Below are 21,493 nucleotides of genomic sequence, written 5' to 3'. Positions count from 1 at the left end.
CGATTCTTTTTTTACTCATTATTTTTTCTCTTTGAAATTCATTTTTTCTAACATTTCTTGTGTTTTTTTCATGCTAATACCATTTTTTGATGTATCCGAAAAATTCATTCCAGGAATAGCTGATAACTCTTTAAGATCAGCTTTTTCGTAGTCAACTTCAACTTTTTCAATCGCATGATCTTCTTTAAAGTCCATCGTTTCTTTTAGTCCTTTAACACCTTGATATTGTTCTTCAATAGCTTTAGTGACTGCTTGTGCTTCTTCTTTAGTAGAAACCCCTAATGAGCTATAAGGAATTTTACTAGTTGCAGTTTGTTTTGATACGATATCACCTTTATAAGTATACGTTAAGGACATTTCAACTCCATTTTCATTCGTTTCAAATGTTTTTGTTTCCTCTTTGTTTCCTCCACATCCAACCAAAATAAATAATGAACAAACTACTGCCAACAACGGTAAGACTTTTTTCATTTTTCCCAACTTACTTCCTCCTGAAATTTAATTACACAATATATATAATAACTGTATTTAAAAGATAAGTCAATAATAATTTTATACAAAACTTCCTTAAAGTAAGTATATTACTTGAAGTAATTAAAATAATGTGATTTAATAGTTATATATAAAGTAAAGATAAAGGGAGTCTTATAAATGAAAAAAATGAATAGTGAAACAAGCATTGGAAAAGTAGTATTAAATGTTGAAAATCTGGAAGCGATGAAAACTTTCTATCAAGACAAAATCGGACTTGAAATAAAAAGTGAAACTGAAAATGAAGTTTCTTTAGGCGCAGTAGATGAAAGTCAAACCACATTGTTACAATTAAAACGAGTACCGATTACAGCAAAAGTTGGACGTAGAACAGGATTGTATCATACTGCTTTTCTATTACCGAGTCGAAGTGCTTTAGGTGATGTTCTTTATCATTTAGTTAAAACAGAGTATCCTATTACTGGGGCAAGTGATCATGGCTACAGTGAGGCTATTTATTTAGATGATCCTGAAGGAAATGGTATTGAAATTTACCACGATAAAGCAAGAGAAGTTTGGGATATTAATCCAGATGGTACGATTAATGGAATCACAATTGCGATGGATGCAGAAGGTGTTTTGGGAGCTGCAACTGGAAGCTTTACAGGATTACCAAAAGGAACAACTGTTGGACATATTCATCTGACAGTGGCTGATTTAGACGCAACTGAAAAATTTTATATTGATACATTAAAAATGAATTTACAGACAGATTTTCCTGGCCAAGCTAAATTTATTGCAGCTGGAAATTATCATCATCATATTGGGACAAATGTATGGTCGGGTAGAAATATCCCACCAATGGAAAAAAATACAAAAGGTTTGGCTTACTTTACAATGGAAGTTCCATCATTAGAGGCATTAATAGAAGTTAAAGCTAATTTAGATGAAAAGAGCTATCCTTACACATATGGAAAAGAGCTTTCACTACTACAAATAGTTGATCCAAATGGCATTAATTTAGAAATAACTGTAAAATAAAGTAAATAGAAAAACAAGAGAGTTAGAGAAATTTTCTCTAACTCTCTTGTTTTGTCAAAATAACGGGTCCTTCTTTCGTAATTGCGAGAGAATGCTCATATTGAGCACAATAGCTTCCATCAATTGTTCGAGCAGTCCAGCTATTTGAATCTATGTCCATCTTCCATGTTCCTGTAGTAATCATAGGCTCAATGGTAATCGTCATACCTTCTTTTAAGCGTAAGCCTTTACCCGCTTGACCATAGTGTGAAAAGAAAGGTTCTTCATGAATTGTTGGACCAATACCATGAGCAAGAAAGTCTCGAACGACACCATATCCTTTAGATTCCGCATAACTTTGAATGGCATGGCTAATGTCACCGACGCGATTACCAATTTTGGCTTGCTCAATCCCTAATCTCAAAGCTTCTTGAGTCACTGCCATTAATTCTAGGTGTTCGTTTGATAATTCCCCGACAGCATATGTCCAACAACTGTCAGAAATAGCGCCTAATAGATCAACGCAAAAATCAACCTTGACAAGATCACCAGATTTCAGGACATAATCAGAAGGAAAACCGTGGCAAATTTCATCATTTACACTAATACATGTCGCATATTCATAATTTTCAAAACCAATTTGTGCTGCTATTGCTCCTTTATCTTCAATTTTATTTTGAACAAATTGATTGATTTGATTTGTTGTAATACCAGGTTTGATAAAGGTTCTTAATTGTTGATGAATACCGGCTAAAATTTTTCCAGATTCCTTCATTTGTTCAATTTCTCTTTGAGATTTTAATGTAACCATTTTGACACTCCTTAAAAGTTAATGTACTTATATCTGTATATTGAAAAGCGTTTAAAGTATAGAGTAATGTGTCTGACTCATAAAAGAAGTATTTGCTTAAATCATAAAACAACTGCATATTATTATACCATACGATTTAGCGTACCTATACTCGTAAACCTTAATTTAGGTGATTCTTTTTTACTGAACTTTTGTTGATTTAAGACTAATTAGTGGTAAGATAGAAAGTAAAATTGGAGGGATATGAATGAACCAAAATAAGTTAGTTATCATTGGAGTCGGACATGTAGGCTCGCAAGTTTTGACAGAAGTTTTACATTTGCAACTTTTTGCTAAAATTGCTTTAATTGATAGCCAAGACAAAGTAGCAGAAGGCGAAGCGTTGGATCATCGACATGCAGCAGCGTTTCATTCACAAGCAAATCCAGAAATCTATGCTGGCAGTTATGAGGATTGTCAAGATGCAACCGTTATTATCTGTGCGGCTGGACCGAGTATTGTACCAAATACTGGCGAATTGATGCCTGATCGTAGCCAATTGGCTATGCAAAACGCAACTGTTTTAAGAGAGATTATGACGCGAGTTACTGAATATACAAAAGAAGCTGTACTCATACTTATCACTAATCCTTTAGATTCAATGGTATATTTAGCTGAAAACGAATTCAACTATGCTAAAGGTCGGATTTTTGGAACAGGTACGATGCTTGATTCTGCTCGTTTTAGACAAATACTTGCTGAAAATTATCAAGTGGATCCAAAAAGTATATCGGGAATCATGATGGGCGAGCATGGGTTAACAGCCTTTCCAGTTTTAAGTCGCGTATCAATTGAAGGCTTTAAAGCTGATGAACTTGCGTTTAAAGGGAGTAATTCATTAAGTTATAAAAATATTCAAGGGGCAGTTGTTAAAACAGCTTATGATGTTCTAAACGCTAAAGGTTGGACAAATGCAGGGATTGCTCAAGCTACAGTTGCATTAGTGCGAGCTGTAGTATTAAACGAACGAAGTATTTATCCAGTTTCTACAACCGTTACTAATGCATACGGGTATCAAAGAGATGTTGCCTTTAGTTTGCCTTGTATAATAGGGAAAAATGGGATTGAAGAACAATTAGAATTGCCGCTAGATAAAATTGAAACAGAAGCTTTAAAGCATTCTGTTGCTGCGATAAAAGAGACTATGAAAAACTGTGGAATTTAACAAATAATTAACCAATAAATGACTGGAAAAATGTTGGAAAGAACAAAAATTTTGGTATACTAATTAAGATAGAATAGAAAGAGAGTGTAGTCTTATGTATCCAAAAACACAAGCCTTAATTTCTGAGTTTATTCAGGAAGAAATATTTCCAGGAGCAAGTTTTGCTTTTATAAACCCAATAGAAAAAAATAGTTATCGAACTGGAAATGTAGCTGTTTATCCTGTAAAAGAACAAATTAGAGACAATCAACTTTATGATTTAGCTTCAGTGACCAAGGTGTTGATGACAACAACGCTAATTTTACAATTATGGGAAGCTGGAAAATTAAACTTAACAGATAGTGTCTCTTTGTATTTACCAACCTTTAGTGAACCAAGTGTAACAATTCAACATTTATTAACTCATACCTCTGCCTTAAATGGGTTTATTGAAAATCGAGATCAGTTAACAGCGGGAGAATTAAAAGAGGCTATGTTACATCTATCCATTGGTCCTGATTTTGGAAAGAAAGTCGTTTATACAGATACAAGTATGATTTTATTAGGTTTTATTGTTGAAGAATGTACAAAAAAAAATTTAGCTTTAGTATTTCAAGAAAGAGTTTCGGGGCCATTAAAATTGAGCAATACGGTTTTTGAACCTACAGATCCCCTAAGCTGTGCTCCGACCGAGAACCATCCAACTCGTGGAATAATTCGAGGTGTTGTTCATGATCCTAAAGCTTTTACTCTTCGTCCTAACTGTGGGAGTGCAGGACTTTTTTCAACTATTGAAGATGTTAGTCGCTTTAGCCAAATGCTATTAAATGACGGAGAATTAGATGGAGTCAGATTACTAAAAAAAGAGACCGTCGAGAAATTAAAGCAAGATTGGACTCCAACAGGTAACTTGAATCGTTCATTGGGCTGGGATTTCCTTAGCTCAGGTGATAAAAGTCATCCTAAACGTTATTTATTTCATAGTGGTTTTACAGGAACATTTATCTTTTTGGATATGATCAAAAAAGAAGGTTTTGTTTTTTTATCTAACCGATTGCATTTGCAAAATGATACTCCGCACTATTTGAAACGTAGAAACGAGTTATTAGATGTCTATATTCGAGAGCTAGAAGAAGGACAAACTAATTAAAAATAAGACAAATTATAGTTTTTTTGTTTTTTTGCGTGAATCGCTTTCAGATATGGTAAAATAGATAGCGTGTTAGAGGAAAGCTGAACATGCGAATTTTAATGAAGGCAATGAGCTTTTGATAGAATTAGGTGACTCAACAAACTTTTTATTAAGGCTAGTTCTTATGAGTCAACTCCTCGAGAAAAAGATGAAAATTCGAGGTGGCAAAAAGCGCCACATCAATTTTCCCTATTTTCTTGCCGGAGCTACCCGACTCAACAAACTTTTTATTTAGGAGGAAAACAATGACTGAACCGTTATTTTTAGAAGCAGTTTTACAAGAAAAAATCTGGGGTGGAACAAAATTAAAGGATGTTTTTGGCTACGCAATTCCAAGTGATAAGGTGGGGGAATGTTGGGCAATTAGTGCTCATCCTAATGGCCCTAGTGTAGTTAAAAATGGTCCTTTAAAAGGTCTGACATTGGCTGAGGTCTGGGAACAGCATCGTGAGGTTTTTGGAAATGTTGCAGGTGATGTATTTCCTCTTTTAACCAAAATTTTAGATGCTGCCGATGATTTATCAGTTCAAGTGCATCCAGATGATGCTTATGGACTAGCTCATGAGGGAGAATTAGGTAAAACGGAATGTTGGTATGTGATTGAAGCTGATGAAGGTGCTGAGATTATTTATGGTCATCATGCGAAAACAAAAGCAGAATTGGAAACAATGATTCGTGAGGGTCAGTGGGATCATTTATTACGTCGTATTAAAGTCAATAAAGGCGACTTTTTCCATGTACCAAGTGGAACGATTCATGCAATTGGTGCTGGTATTATGATTTTAGAAACTCAGCAAAGTAGTGATACAACCTACCGAGTTTATGATTATGATCGTAAAGATGATAGTGGTCAACCTCGTGAACTTCATATTCAACAATCTGTTGATGTTACAACAGTACCACATATTGATCCAGTACTACATGTTGAAACAATCAATAAAGGCAATGTGGAGATTACAACATATGTTGAAACGGATTTCTTTGATGTGTATCAATGGGATATTAAAGGTAGAGCTGAATTTATGGCGACGGCTCCGTATACTTTGGTAAGTGTTTTAGAAGGCAGTGGTTTTCTAAATCTAGCTGATGGCGCAAGTTATGAAATTAGTAAAGGCACTCATTTTATTTTGCCAAATGATATTAAAGCTTGGGAAATTGATGGTCATTTGCAAATTATTGCATCAACTCCAGGTAAAGCGAATCGCTAAATTAAATTAACTAATAAATAGCTGGAAATCAAGAGGCAAGTGTCTTAGATTTTTAGCTATTTTTAATTTGGAAAAACTGATTATTAAGAAAAAAAATCGTTTTATAACTTGTTTTATTAAGAAAGGATGTTCTTAAAGTTCAGATAATTGCGTTAAGCTATGTCTGAGGTGAAGGAATTGATAAAAAATAAGAAACGAATTCTGTATGTGTTAGCTATATTAGTCGCAATTATTAGTTTGAGTTTTTATTTACTAGGTATATATGGAAAACAATTAAATCAAGGAAGTAAAACCAAAATAGGAGAAACCAGTGAACTTGTAGTTGACCTTAATAATCAAAAAGTTTTATATCAAAAAAATCCAAATAAAGCTAGACCTTTAGCCAGTTTAACTAAGTTAATGACGATTTATTTAACATATGAAGCGCTAGAAAATAATCAGTTGAATTCATCAGAGGAATTGGAATTGCCTTACTTAAACGATAGCCAGGCTGTTAGCTTACGAAGTATAACAGCTGATGAAAAGAGTCAATGGTCAGTCGCTGACTTAATGGCTGCTGCAATGGTTATGTCAGCTAACGATGCAGCAGAGGCCTTAGGAAATCGTTTGGGAGGAGAAAATGAATTCATTCAACAAATGAACCAAAAAGCCCAAGAGTTAAAACTTTCAAAGAAAACTAATTTTACTAGTTCTAGCGGTCTTCCGACTGAAAAAGGAGAATCCGTGGCAACAGCAAAAGATTTGGCTATTTTAGCAAAAGCGCTAGTGACAGATTATCCACAGGTTTTAGAGCAGACTCGCGCGGCAAGTTGGACTTTAAGTACAGGAGGAATAATTGATTCAACGAATGGTTTGCTAACCAGCAACCAGCATGATTTTGAAGTTGATGGTCTTAAAACAGGCTATACAGAAGATGCAGGCTACTGTTATATAGGAACGGCCAGTAAAGGTGAGCAACGCTTACTAGTCATTGTCTTAGGCACCAATAATTCTGAAGAACGATTTTTAAAAGCGGATAAATTGCTACAAAAATACTTTGATTAATCCTGAAATAAAAAGCCAGACATTGAATTTACTCAATGTCTGGTTTTTTGTTAATTTTTTTGTTTTTTTCGATCCATTGCTGCATGTAACAAACGATCAGCTAAAATCGTATTTTTTACAAGTAAAGGACCATGGAAGTATGAACAGTAGGTTTGTTTATAGATAGCACCCTCTGTTTTATCTTCACCATTATTGCCTTTTCCTTGTTGAACAACCCCTAAAGGTTTTTCGCCTTTACCTAAAAAGGTCATGCCATTATGGTTTTCAAATCCAACATAAGTTTCGCCAAACTCTTCATTCTTAATAATGATATCGCCAATAAAGCGACTGTTATCTTGGCTTAGTGTATAGTGATCTAGGGCGCCGATTCCATCAATTTTATTGCCACTAGCGTCCATATAATAGTGACCTAACAATTGGTAACCACCACAAATTGCTAAAGTAACTCCACCAGCTTCAATATACTCAGTTAAAGCTGCTTTTTTTGATTGAATATCACGAGAGACAATTAGTTGCTCGTAATCTTGACCTCCACCGAAGAAGACAAGATCGTATTTTTTCGGATCAAAATCATCCTTCAAACTAATAATTTCAGTATTTAAATGGATGCCCATTTGTTTGGCACGATGATTTAACATTAATAAGTTGCCATTATCACCATATGTGTTTAATAAATTACCATAAAGATGGCAAACTGCTAATTCTTCCATCGTTACATTCCCTCCTTAACGTAGCCTGCAGCTGCTAACTCTTTACGCAGTTGTAGGACGGCGGTATAAGTTGCCAACACGTATATATGCTCAGTTGGAGCTTTTTCAAAGCTTTTAATGACATCACTTAAATTAGGCAAAACTTGTAATTCATCTTTTGGTACACCCGCTACTTCCAAACGCGTAGCGATATCGTTGACGCGTTCGCCACTAACTGTAAATTGTTTAATATCCATTTCCATTATTTTTTCATAATTTGCATCCCAAATCCAACTAACATCAATTCCATCAGCATAATTTGCATTTAAAATAGAAACAAGTGAAAAAGGTCTTGGATCTAAAGCAATCATTTCTAAAATTTGGTTCAATCCAACTGGGTTTTTGACTAAATTAATAGTAATTTCTTTTTCGCCAATTTTAATTACTTCTTGGCGTCCAAATACTTTTTCAGCTAAATTAAAACCAGCTCTAATTTCAGCAGGGGAAACATCAAATAGGCGTCCAATTGAATAGGCTGATAGTGCATTATAAACATTATATAACCCTCCAACATTAATTTGAAAAGCTTCGCCATCAATTTCAAATTTAGAACTTTGGTGGTCCATTTTCAGCATTTTTGTTAAGCGATAAGTTAACTCAGGTCGTTTGAAATCGCAATTAGGGCAGTAGTATTTCCCTAAATTACTATAAGTAATAAATTTATAATGAAGAATATTTTGACAGTGTGGACATAAAATTCCATCAGTATTATAATGGGCCATCAACTCTCCATCAGGTTGGTCGTCAAAGCCAAAGTAAATACGTTCATTAACAGTGTCTAATGAATTAAAAATAGGGGCATCACCATTGCTAATAATTTTAGCAGTTGGTGCCAAAGCTGCGCCATCGACCATCATTTGATAAATCGTATAAATTTCTCCAAAACGATCCATTTGGTCTCGGAAAACATTTGTAAAAAGAATAGCTTTAGGTTTAATATACTTAGTCACATGAACTAAACTAGCTTCATCAACTTCTAGTACAGCAATTTTTTTCTGATCCTTTTGATTCGCTGAATCATGCATTAAAAAGGTTGAAATAATCCCTTGTTGCATATTTGCACCAGTTGGATTTGTAATAATGTTTGGATATTTTTGCTTTAAAACTTGAAAGGTTAGTGCTGTTGTTAAAGTCTTTCCGTTTGTCCCAGTAACAATAACAACTTCATAATCTTTAGCTAAGGCCCCCAAAACATTAGGATCTATTTTTTGAGTAATCATACCAGGCAAACTGCTGCCACCTTTAAAAAAAGTATGAAGCCCCCATCTTGTCGTTTTACCAACCATAATTGCAAATGAACTACGTATACTCACACTGTCTACCTCCAAATTAAATTCAAATAAATACTATAATCTAAAAAATCGTCTCTCACATCATAGCATAAATTTTTTGAAAATTAATTAAAAAAGGTTAACTAAATGCTAAATTTAACTAAAAATCAAAAATTAGTGTCGGTTAATCTTGAAAATTTCTTTTTGTGTGGAAAAAATAGAAAAAAACAACCATTGTTTTTGAAGTAAAATAGATAGGGTTATATAGAATAGCATTTTGTTAGTGGTTGAAATAGAGCTACATAAAAAATATGTACCAAATAAGTATTTTAAAAATTAGGGTAATTATAGAAGGAGCCAAAATAAATTGGAAGCAATAAATATTCAAATAAAAGTATTTAGCCAGGAAAAAATTAAAGTAAACGCGGAAGATAAAAATGTTTATTTTTATAAAAATGATTTTTTACCAGAAGTAATTTTAGAATTAGCACCAGAAGTGAAAAATAAAAGTTTTTTTGGAAAAAGTAAGTTAGGTCGTAATTCTGAATGGGTATCAAGTATAAATGATTTAGTGAAACAAATAGTCATTGAATGTCATCCATTACCCAATAAATTGTCATTAATGAAAGTCTTAGATGATTACAGCCGAACATTTAATGAAGAAAATCCTGAATTAATTGTCTATCAAATATTTTTAAAGGAAGAAGTCGATAAAGTAGTCTTAGTTTTAAACTTTGTGACTCGCTTTATTTATCAAGATGGAGAGTTTTTAGACAGTGGTATTCGGAAAGCGTTGATGCAACAAAATGTGGATCAAAAAGGGAATATATTAATCAATTGGAAGAACAGTGAAATAAAAAAAATTACAAAAAAACTGCTACAACTTCAAGAATTAAGTGAGATGACTATCCCTGTTGTAGATCAAGAAAGTTCCATAAAATTAGCTGAAACGGTTGTTAATATTGATCAAGAAATACGTCAATTAGCGGATTCTTTACCAAGTGTTTCGAAATTAGAAGAAAGAGTGAATACTTGTCAATCTGAAGTGGATCAAGTCAGTGAGCAATTAACCAATGCTAAAGATAAAAAAATAAAATTAGATAAGCAATCTAAAGAGATTGCTAGTTTTTTGAGTAGTCTAGAGCAACAAGTCGAATTATTAAAGGTAAAAATGGAGCAGCTCCTACCAAATATGGAACTTCAAAATGAAAAAAGTAATCAAGTGAAACAACAAGAAGAGCAAAATGAACTGCAAGAATTAAGGGAGAAAATAACAAAGTTGGAAAAAGCAAATGAAGAAGTTGACCAATTAGTTACAGACTCTATTGCAAGGATAGCGAAACAGACACAAATAGAATCGCCATTGAAAAAAGAGCTTGTAGAAATGAATAAGCGTTTGATAGGGATAACTGAAAATGAAACGACATTAAAGCAACAAGTCAAAAAATTAAATTTAATTATTTCACAACAAAATCAAAAACATGAAGCAGAGCGCCAACGTTTAGAAGGAACAATTCGTCAATTAGAGTTATCTAAATTGGATAATACTAAAAAAATAAGCAACGAAATGGTTGATGAGAGTCCATCAAAAGAACTAAATTTATTAACTATCAAAGTTAATGAAAATAATGAATCTCAAGCAGTACAAGAAAAAACAGAATTAGGACATGGAAACAATGACATAGTGGAATTTGTGAATACAAATGAGGGACAGTTAGTTGAGAATGAAAGCCTAGAAACAGAACTAAATTTATTGGAAAAGCAGTCAAAAAAAACTTCCAATTGGCTTAAAACTAAAAAAATGGAAGCAGCTGAATTTAACGAACAATTTCGTAAAGTTCAGTACTTGGAACATGCTTGGATGATTAATAGGGACCTATCAAAAAAAATAAACCAAGAAAATCAAGATTTTGACGAAAACCAAGAACAAGAAATGATTGAAGAAAAGCTAAAAAATGAAATTAATCAAGTTGAGATTGAGAACTTTATTTTAAATGGTGAGGCAGCTAATCTTCGAGAACGAGTTACCTTTAAAAATAATCGACCATTTGCCAAAGATCGTGTGATTTTAAGCAATGCTGATTATGAGTTATTAGAAAAAAAAGCGAGACAGTATGAATTAATAGATTACATGAATAAACAAATGACGGTAAAAGCTAGAGAGCAAGCTTAAAAGACTTAAAGGAGAGGCATGTGTTCACATGTCTCTTCTTCGAGTATCATTTAAAGTTGAGCCTAACAATAGTCCAAAATACAGGTAAATTTTAACTTAGCCCCATTTTAAAGATAGAAAAGGCTAGATAAATCGTATTTTAGTAAAAAATAGGTGAAAAGTTCGGTATTTTAAAGTATAATTCTAGTTGGATTCCTATAGAAAGAAAAGGTGAATTTCAGCATGGCACAACTTTTTTTTAAGTATGGCGCAATGAATAGTGGTAAAACAATTGAAATCTTAAAAGTTGCTCATAACTATGAAGAGCAAAATAAACCTGTTGTCATTATGACTAGTGGGATTGATGATCGAGATGAAGTTGGCTTTGTTTCTAGTCGTATCGGATTACGGCGTGAAGCGGTACCTGTATTTGATGAAACCAATATTTATCATATAATTGACGAAATGGCCATTAAGCCAGCGTGTATTTTAATTGATGAATCACAATTTTTAACAAAAGAACATGTCTATCAGTTGGCACATATTGTAGACGATTTAGATATTCCAGTGATGGCATTTGGCTTGAAAAATGATTTCAGAAATGAATTATTTGAAGGTTCACATTATTTATTGATTTATGCAGATAAAATTGAAGAAATGAAAACCATTTGTTGGTACTGTCATAAAAAAGCGATTATGAATATGCGCTTAGTAGACGGTCAACCTGTTTATACCGGAGAACAAATTCAGATTGGTGGAAATGAGTCTTATTTGCCTGTTTGTCGTAAACACTACCATCATCCTCCACATCATTAGCTTTTTTGCTATGGAGTATTGGACAGGAAGGTAACTAAAAAAACAAAGGAGTGAATAAGCTAAATGTATGATAAATTACAAGGCGTTGAAGGCCGATATGAAGAATTAGGAGAGCTACTTAGCGATCCGGAAGTTATTAGTGATACGAAGCGTTTAATGGCTTTGACGAAAGAAGAGGCTAATTTAAGAGAGACGGTTAGTGTCTATCGTCGGTATAAAGTTGTTGTAGATGATATTGCCGATACGGAAGAAATGCTAGGAGAAAATTTAGATTCTGATATGGCAGAAATGGCTAAAGAAGAACTTTCAGCATTGAAAAAAGAAAAAGAAGCGCTTGAAGAAACAATTAAAATCTTGCTTCTTCCTAAGGATGAAAATGATGATAAGAATATCATTATGGAAATTCGGGGAGCTGCTGGTGGCGATGAGGCAGCTTTATTTGCTGGCGATTTATTTGGTATGTATCAGAAATACGCAGAAGGTCAAGGCTGGAAGACTGAAGTATTAGAAGCAAATATTACTGGGATTGGTGGTTATAAAGAAATTATCTTTATGATTACTGGGAATAATGTTTTCTCAAAACTAAAATACGAAAGTGGCGCTCACCGTGTTCAACGCGTTCCGTCAACTGAATCGCAAGGACGTATCCACACTTCAACTGCAACAGTTGTTGTAATGCCAGAAGCAGAAGAAGTTGAAATTAACATTGCAGATAAAGATATTCGTACGGATATCTATCATGCCAGTGGAGCTGGTGGACAGCACGTTAATAAGACTGCATCTGCTGTTCGTTTAACCCATTTACCAACTGGAATTGCTGTTGCGATGCAAGATGAACGTTCTCAAATTAAAAATAGAGAGAAAGCAATGAAAATTTTACGTGCGCGTGTCTATGATCAAATTCGCAATGAAGCTCAAAGTGAGTACGATGCAAACCGTAAATCAGCTATCGGGACTGGTGATCGTTCTGAACGCATTAGAACGTATAACTTTCCGCAAAACCGCGTGACGGATCACCGAATTGGTTTAACCATCCAAAAGTTAGATCAGATTTTAGCTGGTAAATTAGATGAGATTGTCGATGCATTAATCGTATACGATCAAACCGAAAAATTGGAGCAAATGAAAAATGGCAACTAATTCATCTTATAAGGAAGTCCTTAACTGGGCTTCCTCTTTTTTAGAGAGTCATGGACTAGAAGGATATGCAGCTGAACGTTTTTTATTAGAGCGGATGGAGTGGACTAAAACAGATTTAATCCTAAATTTAGCTACTGAAATCCCAGAAAAAGTCAAAGAACAATTGGAATCAGATGTAATCGAACATAGTAAAGGAAAACCTGTGCAACACATTTTAGGCTACGAATGGTTTTATGATCGCCCATTTAAAGTTACGGCAGATACCTTAATTCCGCGTCCTGAAACTGAGGAAATTGTAGCGAAATTTTTGGCGAGAAATGGGCAGAAACAAGATGGTTTGACTGTGTTAGATGTTGGTACAGGAACTGGGGCAATTGCGATTACAGTAAAAAAAGAACGTCCGATGGATCTAGTGACAGCTATCGATATTTCATCAGAAGCTTTGAGTGTTGCCAAGGAAAATGCACTAAAATTAGATGCAGATATTCGTTTTTTAGAAGGGGATCTATCTGCACCTGTTAGTCATGAGAAATTTGATGTAGTGCTATCAAACCCACCTTATATTTCTGAAGCAGAGCGTCCATTAGTTGATGACATCGTCTTTTTCAATGAACCCCATCTAGCTTTATTTGCTAAACATGACGGCTTGTTTATCTACGAACGATTAGCTAAAGAGTTACCATATTTAATGAAACCAGCCGGTCAAATTATTTTGGAAATTGGTTTTCAACAGGGAGTGGCTGTAAAAAAACTATTTACGACGGCCTTTCCATTCGCTAAAGTTACAGTAGAAAAAGATATGTCTGGCTTAGACAGAATGATATACGTTCAGTTACCTTAATGAAGAAATAAAGCTAGCTCTGGTTAGCTGGCTAAGATTTTAAGAAAGAAGGAACATGTAATGGAAACAAGCTTTTTTAAAGAAAACAATTTATCTGAGGCGGCGAAACTCATTCAAGCTGGAGAGCTAGTGGCTTTCCCCACAGAAACAGTCTATGGCTTAGGTGCAGATGCGTTGAATGAAGAGGCTGTAAAAAAAGTTTACGCGGCAAAGGGGCGCCCTAGTGACAATCCTTTAATTGTTCATATTGCCAGACGTGAGGAGCTTGAATCTCTAGTTGCTGAAATTCCAGCTATTGCAGAACCATTAATCAAAAAATTCTGGCCGGGGCCATTAACCTTAATCTTTAAGGCGAAACCAGGTTTTTTTTCAACAAGTGTTACTGCTGGCTTAGAGAGTGTCGCCATTCGTATGCCGGATAACAGTTTGACATTAAAGCTAATTCAATTGGCGGAGAGACCCTTAGTTGGACCAAGTGCGAATACATCAGGACGCCCAAGCCCGACTTCAGCTGAACATGTGTATCATGACTTAGAAGGCAAAATTGCGGGAATTATTGATGGAGGTGCAACTGGTATTGGCTTGGAGTCAACGGTTTTAGATCTGACTTCCCCCGAGAATCCACTTATATTAAGACCTGGAGCAATTACTCAACAAGACTTAAAAGAAGTACTTGGTAAAGACGTTATGTACGATCACCATTTAATTGGAAAAGAGGAAGCACCTAAAGCACCTGGGATGAAGTACACACATTATGCACCAGAAGAGCCTGTTATTCTAGTTAAAGGCACTGACTATAATCTTTGGCGAAAAGCAATAACTCATTACTTGGAGCAAGGTGAAACCATCGGAATTTTAGCAAATGAAGAAATTATTTCGAAAGTTAAGTCTGAAGTTGAAGATGTTTTTTCTTTAGGGTTAAAAGCGAACGTTAACGAGGCTTCTCATTCTTTATATGCGGGTTTACGTTTTTTTGAAAAGACGAAAGTAACATTGATTTTAGCAGAAGCTTGTGAAATCAATGATAATACACGAGCATATATGAATAGATTAGAAAAATCTGCTGGTGGAAAATATTTTTAACGAACTTTCTAAGCAAAAAGGAAGAAATTTAGTTGAAATAATGCTATACTAAATTCATTAAATGGAGAATGGAGTGTTGAATTTGACTTTTAAAGATTTTGATCCAGAATTATGGGCAGCAATTGACCAAGAAAAAGAGCGCCAGGAGCACAATATTGAATTAATTGCTTCAGAAAACTTTGTATCTAAAGCAGTACGTGAAGCACAAGGCAGTATCCTAACAAACAAATATGCAGAAGGGTACCCTGGAAAAAGATATTACGGTGGCTGTGAATACATAGATATCGTTGAGAATCTTGCTATTGATCGGGTTAAAGAGTTATTCGGAGCAGAATATGCCAACGTTCAACCACATTCAGGTTCACAAGCCAACATGGCTGCTTTTAATGCTTTAATTGAACCAGGTGATACTGTTCTCGGAATGGACTTAACACATGGTGGTCATTTAACTCATGGTTCACCAGTGAATTTTAGTGGGAAAACCTATAACTTTATTGCTTATGGTGTTGATCCAACAACAGAGAAGATTGATTATGATGAAGTTCGTCGCATTGCGATTGAAGGTCAACCTAAATTAATTATTGCTGGAGCTAGTGCATATTCACGCGCAATTGATTTTGCTAAATTTAAAGAAATTGCCGATGAAGTTGGTGCCTACTTCTTAGTAGATATGGCTCACATTGCTGGTTTAGTAGCTGCAGGAGCACATCAAAATCCAGTTTTATATGCAGACATTGTAACATCAACGACTCATAAAACATTACGTGGTCCTCGTGGAGGGTTAATTTTAGCGAAAGAAAAATATGGAAAAGCATTAAATAGTGCTATTTTCCCTGGAATCCAAGGTGGTCCATTAGAGCATGTCATTGCTGGAAAAGCTGTGGCTTTTAAAGAAGCAATGACACCAGAATTTAAAACCTATTCTGAACAAGTCATAAAAAATGCACAAGCAATGCAATCAGTTTTCAATGAGTCTGTTGGTCATTTGATTAGTGAAGGAACAGACAACCATTTACTTCTATTAGATGTAACAAATTTTGGTTTAAATGGTAAAGAAGCAGAAGCTATTTTAGATAGCGTTGGGATTACAGTTAATAAAAATACAATTCCATTTGAAAAACTTAGTCCATTTAAAACGAGTGGTATTCGAATTGGTACTCCAGCGATTACAACTCGAGGATTTAAAGAAGAAGATGCAGAAGAAGTTGCTAGACTAATTGTTGCAGCATTAACAGCCAAAGATGATGCTGAACAGTTGAAATCAATTAGCCAAGACGTTCGTTCTTTAACAATTAAACATCCACTTTATGATGAAAATGACTAATCAGTTGTTTTAATTATATAAATAAAACGCAGCAAAAACTGAAGGAATAGTCCTTCTAGTTTTTGCTGTATTTTTATTTGTCTTATTTGAACGACATAAGTATAGAAGTCTGGGTAGATTTAGCAATGAAAAAAATCATTTGTCAGCATTTTATTAGCACGCTTCATGAGAAAAAAATTAAATAGAGAAATGGATTCTGATACTATAACTAGTTATAGTTATACCTCTATTCATCTAAATTGGTTTATTTTAAAAAAAATCAAGTAATCACTAGCCATTTGTTCTATTTTCCTTTACAATGGAATTGTTTAGGAAAAATTTTATAGAAAATGAGGGCTGAAATAATGGGTAAATTTCAAGTATTAGATCATCCGTTAATCCAACACAAATTAACAATGATTCGCGAGTCAAAATGTGGGACAAAGGTTTTTAGAGAAGTTGTTAATGAAATCGCTATGTTGATGGCTTATGAAGTCTCAAGAGACATGCCACTAGAAGATGTTGAGATTGAAACGCCTTTAGTTAAAACAGTACAAAAACAATTATCTGGGAAAAAAGTAGCAATTGTTCCAATCTTGAGAGCAGGTTTAGGAATGGTTGATGGAATGTTAGAAATGATTCCAGCTGCTAAAGTTGGACACATCGGCTTGTACCGTGATCATGAATCACTAGAACCAGTTGAATATTTTGTTAAATTACCAAGTGATATTCAAGAACGTCAAATGTTTGTTGTTGATCCAATGTTAGCAACAGGTGGTTCGGCAATTATGGCGATTGACGCTTTAAAACGCCGTGGCGCAACAACGATTAAATTTGTTTGTTTAGTAGCAGCTCCAGAAGGAGTTCAAGCATTGCAAGATGCTCACCCTGATGTAGATATTTATGTTGCAGCACTTGATGAAAAATTAGATGAAAATGGCTATATCGTTCCAGGTCTTGGCGATGCAGGAGACCGTTTATTCGGAACTAAATAAGTAAAAAAGTATTTTCCTATTGAAATAGGAAAATACTTTTTTTGTTTATTTTTTAAAGCGCTTTAAATTTTAAAAGCATTTCTTTATGAAAAAATTATGAAAAACAGTTAAATGTGAAAAAAAATTAGTGGCTTTTTCTTCAGTTAAGCGGGGATTTTGCCATTATATAAAGCGATGATTGCCATTAATTATCGATATGTAAACCCTATTTTATAGTCTTTTTTTGAAAAATAGAACTGTTTTTCAAAAAGCTTTTGTATTTTTGAATAAATGGTGGTATGATATCAAATGTTAAAGAGTGAGCTTGAAAAAAATAATGTTTTGATAAGATTCAGTTTATCTTTCTTCGGATATCTAAAAAGGTGATTTAGATAGGAAATGCTAGGTCATTTGTGTTAGAATATAAAGGTATCAACGAATGGATTCGAAAGATTAAATAAGTAATGTCATCATTTTGTTCTTTCAGATCACTCAGTTTAATTTTACCTGACTTCGTTGAATGAAAGTTCAATTTTAGAAAAGAGGTGAAAGTTGTGGATCATGAAGCTCCAATAATTCATTTATTTGGCCTAGCGTTTAATGTAGCTAATATGATTACGGTTGTAGCAGCATGCTTAATTGTCTTTTTAGTCACTTTTTTCTGTACTAGAAAGTTACAAATTAAACCAACAGGCGGTCAAAACTTTATTGAATGGGTTGTTGATTTTGTGCGGACCATTATTTCTGGACCAATGTCTTGGAAAGAAGGCCAACAGTTTCATTTATTAGGTTTTACATTATTATTATTTGTGTTTGTATCTAATATGATGGGATTGCCACTGGTTATTACAATCGGAGGAAAAGGGTACTGGAAGAGTCCAACTGCGGACCCAGTAGTGTGTTTAGCTTTAGCATTAATGGTTATTTTACTTACTCATTATTTTGGAGTACGTGAACAAGGGTTTAAAAACTATTTTATGAATAGCTATATTAGACCAGTTTCGTTTTTATTGCCAATTAAATTATTAGAAGAATTTACAAATGCTTTAACGTTAGCTTTACGTTTGTATGGTAACGTTTATGCAGGGGAAATTTTGCTAGGTTTGATTGCAAGTTTAGGACTTAGTCACGGACCATGGACCTGGATCGTAGGTCTCCCATTGGAAATGGTTTGGCAAGGATTCTCAATCTTTATCGGAAGTATTCAAGCTTTTGTATTTACCACATTAACGATGGTATACATGGCGCACAAAGTACAGGTAGAACACTAAAAGAACTTGTACAAAAATGATTTAAAAGTAATTATTATCAAGGAGGAAATTTATTATGAACGGAATGGGTTTAATCGGAGCAGCAATCGCAGTAGCAGGCGCAGCAATCGGAGCATCATTAGGAAATGGGAAAGTTATTTCAAAAACAATTGAGTCAGTGGCACGTCAACCTGAGCTACAAAGCAGACTACAAATGATGATGTTTATCGGAGTAGGTTTGATTGAAGCTGTTCCAATTATGGCTGTAGTAATTGCCTTTATTTTAGTGTTTAAATAATAAAATTTTGGCAGAGATTGCCTCTGCCTTTTTGCTTAGGTAAATGAAGTTTAAAAGTGATTTAGAAGGAGTGTCGGAAATGTACGGTTTAGTATTAGGAGAATCCACCAGTGCTGGAGATACAATTTTTGTCTTAGTGTCCTTCTTATTGCTATTGTTAGTTCTAAAGAAATTTGCTTGGAAACCTTTGATGAATATTATGGAAGATCGTGAAAAGCAAATTGCAAAAAATATCGACAGTGCAGAAAATTCTCGGATTGAGGCCAATCGTTTAGCCGTTGAAAGTAAAGATAGTCTTGAAGCGACAAGAATCGAAGCGTCAGCTATTATTGCGAAAGCTCGTGAAAATGGTGAAAATATTCAGGATGAGATGCTAGTAAAAGCGAAAGCAGAAGCTGAGCGTATCATAGTAGATGCTAAAAAAGATATTGAATTAGAAAAACAAAAAGCAATTGAGAGTGTCAAAAATGATGTCAGTCATTTATCAATTGACATTGCCACTAAACTGATTGGAAAAGAATTAACAAGTGAGGATCATGCCGCTTTAATCGATAAGTATATTGAAGGGTTGGCTGATGACGAATGAAATTAGACAAACATACAGTAGCTAGTCGTTATGCAAAAGCATATTACAAGTTAGCCGAAGAACATGATACCGTTGAAGAAGCCTTTGACAACATGATGGATATTCGTCAAATATTTGCTGATAACCCAGGTCTTGGCTTGGTGTTGTCAGATGCTCGCTTAACATTAAATCAAAAACGTCCAATCGTTGAAAATTTAATGAAAAACTTTCCAGAACTGATGCAAAATTTTGTTCAAATGATTTTTGATTATGATCGTATGAATGATATGGAATTAATTGTTGATGAATTTGAAAAACTTTATGATTACAAAAATCGGACGATTCTAGCGAAAGTAACGACAGCAGTTCCTTTAACAGACGTACAAAAAGAACGTTTGGCTGTTTCTTTTGCTAAAAAAATGGACGGTAAAAAAGTCATGTTTGAAGAAGTAGTTGATTCAGCTATTTTAGGTGGCGTGATTATTGAAGCAGAACATCAAATCTTCGATGGTAGTATTCGTTTGAATTTAGAAACATTGAAAAAACAAATCATGAAATAAATTGAAATGGTTGAAGAGGTGAAGGTGTAATGGGCATTAAAGCTGAAGAAATCAGTGCTCTAATTAAGCAACAAGTAGAAGGGTACCGTAACGAGCTACTCATCGATGAAGTTGGAACTGTAACTTATATCGGAGACGGGATTGCTCGTGCATACGGACTAGAAAATGCCATGTCGGGAGAGTTACTAGAATTTTCTAATGGTGTTTTTGGAATGGCTCAAAATTTAGAATCAAATGATGTAGGTATTATTATTTTAGGACCTTTCGAAGAAATTCGTGAAGGCGATAAAGTGAGAAGAACTGGTCGTATTATGGAAGTTCCTGTTGGGGAAGCCTTAATTGGTCGAGTAGTAAACTCACTTGGACAACCAGTTGATGGTTTAGGCGAAATCGTAACAACTAAAACACGCCCAGTTGAAACTTTAGCACCAGGCGTTATGCAACGTCAATCAGTAGGAGAACCTTTACAAACAGGCTTAAAAGCTATTGACGCATTGGTACCAATTGGTCGAGGTCAACGCGAACTTGTTATTGGGGATCGTAAAACCGGTAAAACAAGTATTGCCATTGATACAATTATCAATCAAAAAGATCAAGATATGATTTGTATTTATGTTGCAATTGGACAAAAAGAATCAACTGTACGAAATCAAGTTGAAACCCTAAAACGTTATGGCGCAATGGATTATACTATTGTTGTTACAGCGAGTGCCTCTCAACCGGCCCCAATGTTATTTATTGCACCGTATGCGGGAACGGCTATGGGTGAGGAATTTATGTACAATGGCAAACATGTCTTGATTGTCTTCGATGATTTATCAAAACAAGCAGCTGCTTATCGTGAAATATCCTTATTACTTCGTCGTCCGCCAGGTCGTGAAGCGTACCCAGGAGATGTTTTCTATTTGCACTCACGTTTATTAGAACGTGCTGCTAAATTGAACCAAGAATTAGGTGGCGGTTCTATGACTGCTTTGCCATTTGTTGAAACACAAGCTGGGGACATCTCAGCATATATTCCAACAAATGTCATCTCTATCACTGATGGTCAAATCTTCTTAGAGAGTGATTTATTTTATGGCGGAACTAGACCAGCTGTGGCTGCAGGATTATCTGTATCACGGGTTGGTGGTGCAGCACAAATTAAAGCCATGAAAAAAGTTGCTGGAACTTTACGTTTAGATTTAGCTAGTTTCCGTGAATTAGAAGCCTTTACGCAATTTGGTTCAGATTTAGATGCAGCAACACAAGCTAAATTAAATCGTGGTCGTAGAACAGTTGAAATCTTAAAACAAGATTTACATTCGCCATTACCAGTTGCGAAACAAGTTATGATTTTATATGCTCTTACACATGGTTTCTTAGATAGTGTTCCAGTTGATGAAATTTTAAGATTTGAAGGAGAATTCTTTGATTATTTAGATAGCCAAAGACCAGAAATTTTAAAAACCATTGTTGAGACGAAAGATTTACCAGATTCTGAAGAGTTAGATGCAGCAATAACTAATTTCAAAGAAATGTTTATTCCTGTGAAATCATCAATCTAGCATAAATAGAGAAAC

General features: G+C 34.6%; 21 protein-coding genes. 17 read left to right on the top strand and 4 right to left on the bottom strand.

The features are described from left to right. Positions 1 to 18: 18 nt before the first annotated feature. Positions 19 to 471: a YehR family lipoprotein gene (locus BR77_RS07450; protein WP_029451969.1), complete on the bottom strand. Its 453-nt coding sequence runs from the start codon at positions 469 to 471 to the stop codon at positions 19 to 21. Positions 472 to 651: 180 nt separating this feature from the next. Between BR77_RS07450 and BR77_RS07445 the strand changes: the two genes are divergently transcribed. After that, positions 652 to 1,512 (top strand): VOC family protein, encoded by an 861-nt coding sequence (locus tag BR77_RS07445; protein ID WP_015075675.1) that lies wholly within the window; start codon positions 652 to 654, stop codon positions 1,510 to 1,512. 37 nt (positions 1,513 to 1,549) lie between these two features. Here BR77_RS07445 and map read toward each other — a convergent pair whose 3' ends face one another. Further along, entirely contained in the window at positions 1,550 to 2,302 is a 753-nt protein-coding gene (gene map, locus BR77_RS07440) for a type I methionyl aminopeptidase (RefSeq protein ID WP_015075676.1), read from the bottom strand. Positions 2,303 to 2,549: 247 nt separating this feature from the next. Here map and BR77_RS07435 point away from each other — a divergent pair, with 247 nt between their 5' ends. The 4 genes from BR77_RS07435 (at position 2,550) to BR77_RS07420 (ending at position 6,929) form a co-directional block, all read left to right on the top strand. After that, a complete protein-coding gene (locus BR77_RS07435) occupies positions 2,550 to 3,506 on the top strand; it encodes a lactate/malate family dehydrogenase (protein ID WP_015075677.1) in 957 nt (318 codons plus the stop codon). A 94-nt stretch (positions 3,507 to 3,600) separates the two neighbouring features. Then, positions 3,601 to 4,635, top strand: coding sequence for a serine hydrolase domain-containing protein (locus tag BR77_RS07430; RefSeq protein ID WP_035064451.1), 1,035 nt, complete (start codon positions 3,601 to 3,603; stop codon positions 4,633 to 4,635). A 287-nt stretch (positions 4,636 to 4,922) separates the two neighbouring features. Continuing rightward, on the top strand, positions 4,923 to 5,885 hold the full coding sequence (gene manA / locus BR77_RS07425; protein WP_015075681.1) for a mannose-6-phosphate isomerase, class I: 963 nt from the start codon (positions 4,923 to 4,925) through the stop codon (positions 5,883 to 5,885). Between the two features lie 159 nt (positions 5,886 to 6,044). Continuing rightward, a complete protein-coding gene (locus tag BR77_RS07420; RefSeq protein WP_257613196.1) occupies positions 6,045 to 6,929 on the top strand; it encodes a D-alanyl-D-alanine carboxypeptidase family protein in 885 nt (294 codons plus the stop codon). A 50-nt stretch (positions 6,930 to 6,979) separates the two neighbouring features. Here the strand turns inward: BR77_RS07420 and BR77_RS07415 are convergent, their stop codons facing one another. Continuing rightward, complete coding sequence (locus tag BR77_RS07415) at positions 6,980 to 7,639, bottom strand: type 1 glutamine amidotransferase (protein WP_016356340.1); 660 nt, start codon at positions 7,637 to 7,639, stop codon at positions 6,980 to 6,982. Between the two features lie 2 nt (positions 7,640 to 7,641). Beyond that, the gene (locus BR77_RS07410; protein WP_015075684.1) at positions 7,642 to 8,991 is read right to left on the bottom strand and encodes a Mur ligase family protein; all 1,350 of its coding nucleotides are present in this window, start codon (positions 8,989 to 8,991) and stop codon (positions 7,642 to 7,644) included. A gap of 325 nt (positions 8,992 to 9,316) precedes the next feature. Here BR77_RS07410 and BR77_RS07405 point away from each other — a divergent pair, with 325 nt between their 5' ends. The 12 genes from BR77_RS07405 to atpA all read left to right on the top strand — a co-directional run bounded on the left by BR77_RS07405 (position 9,317) and on the right by atpA (position 21,478). Further along, complete coding sequence (locus BR77_RS07405; RefSeq protein WP_016356341.1) at positions 9,317 to 11,122, top strand: coiled-coil domain-containing protein; 1,806 nt, start codon at positions 9,317 to 9,319, stop codon at positions 11,120 to 11,122. Positions 11,123 to 11,344: 222 nt separating this feature from the next. Beyond that, a complete protein-coding gene (locus tag BR77_RS07400) occupies positions 11,345 to 11,917 on the top strand; it encodes a thymidine kinase (RefSeq protein WP_010054304.1) in 573 nt (190 codons plus the stop codon). 63 nt (positions 11,918 to 11,980) lie between these two features. Continuing rightward, on the top strand, positions 11,981 to 13,057 hold the full coding sequence (gene prfA, locus BR77_RS07395; protein ID WP_010054305.1) for a peptide chain release factor 1: 1,077 nt from the start codon (positions 11,981 to 11,983) through the stop codon (positions 13,055 to 13,057). Then, complete coding sequence (gene prmC, locus BR77_RS07390; protein ID WP_010054306.1) at positions 13,047 to 13,898, top strand: peptide chain release factor N(5)-glutamine methyltransferase; 852 nt, start codon at positions 13,047 to 13,049, stop codon at positions 13,896 to 13,898. Before prfA ends, prmC begins: the two co-directional genes overlap by 11 nt. Before the next feature lie 60 nt (positions 13,899 to 13,958). Next, positions 13,959 to 14,981 carry an L-threonylcarbamoyladenylate synthase gene (locus tag BR77_RS07385; protein ID WP_035064446.1) on the top strand — a complete coding sequence of 341 codons (1,023 nt, stop codon included), beginning with the start codon at positions 13,959 to 13,961 and terminating at the stop codon, positions 14,979 to 14,981. A gap of 61 nt (positions 14,982 to 15,042) precedes the next feature. After that, the gene (locus tag BR77_RS07380; protein WP_185751410.1) at positions 15,043 to 16,305 is read left to right on the top strand and encodes a serine hydroxymethyltransferase; all 1,263 of its coding nucleotides are present in this window, start codon (positions 15,043 to 15,045) and stop codon (positions 16,303 to 16,305) included. A 344-nt stretch (positions 16,306 to 16,649) separates the two neighbouring features. Beyond that, complete coding sequence (gene upp, locus BR77_RS07375) at positions 16,650 to 17,279, top strand: uracil phosphoribosyltransferase (protein ID WP_015075690.1); 630 nt, start codon at positions 16,650 to 16,652, stop codon at positions 17,277 to 17,279. Positions 17,280 to 17,812: 533 nt separating this feature from the next. After that, positions 17,813 to 18,529: a F0F1 ATP synthase subunit A gene (gene atpB / locus BR77_RS07370; RefSeq protein WP_010054311.1), complete on the top strand. Its 717-nt coding sequence runs from the start codon at positions 17,813 to 17,815 to the stop codon at positions 18,527 to 18,529. 64 nt (positions 18,530 to 18,593) lie between these two features. After that, positions 18,594 to 18,806: a F0F1 ATP synthase subunit C gene (gene atpE, locus BR77_RS07365; RefSeq protein ID WP_010054312.1), complete on the top strand. Its 213-nt coding sequence runs from the start codon at positions 18,594 to 18,596 to the stop codon at positions 18,804 to 18,806. Positions 18,807 to 18,885: 79 nt separating this feature from the next. Continuing rightward, positions 18,886 to 19,392: a F0F1 ATP synthase subunit B gene (atpF, locus tag BR77_RS07360; protein WP_010054317.1), complete on the top strand. Its 507-nt coding sequence runs from the start codon at positions 18,886 to 18,888 to the stop codon at positions 19,390 to 19,392. Next, complete coding sequence (atpH, locus tag BR77_RS07355; RefSeq protein WP_010054319.1) at positions 19,389 to 19,931, top strand: ATP synthase F1 subunit delta; 543 nt, start codon at positions 19,389 to 19,391, stop codon at positions 19,929 to 19,931. The genes atpF and atpH overlap by 4 nt, the downstream gene beginning before the upstream one ends. Before the next feature lie 29 nt (positions 19,932 to 19,960). After that, positions 19,961 to 21,478, top strand: a complete 1,518-nt coding sequence (atpA, locus tag BR77_RS07350) for a F0F1 ATP synthase subunit alpha (protein ID WP_010054320.1) — start codon at positions 19,961 to 19,963, stop codon at positions 21,476 to 21,478. Positions 21,479 to 21,493 lie beyond the last annotated feature (15 nt).

The sequence above is a fragment of the Carnobacterium maltaromaticum DSM 20342 genome, assembly GCF_000744945.1.
In the GTDB taxonomy this organism is placed as follows: Bacteria; Bacillota; Bacilli; order Lactobacillales; family Carnobacteriaceae; genus Carnobacterium; species Carnobacterium maltaromaticum.
The sequence above is the reverse complement of the archived record's forward strand: the minus strand, read 5'-3'. Positions and strand labels throughout refer to the sequence as shown.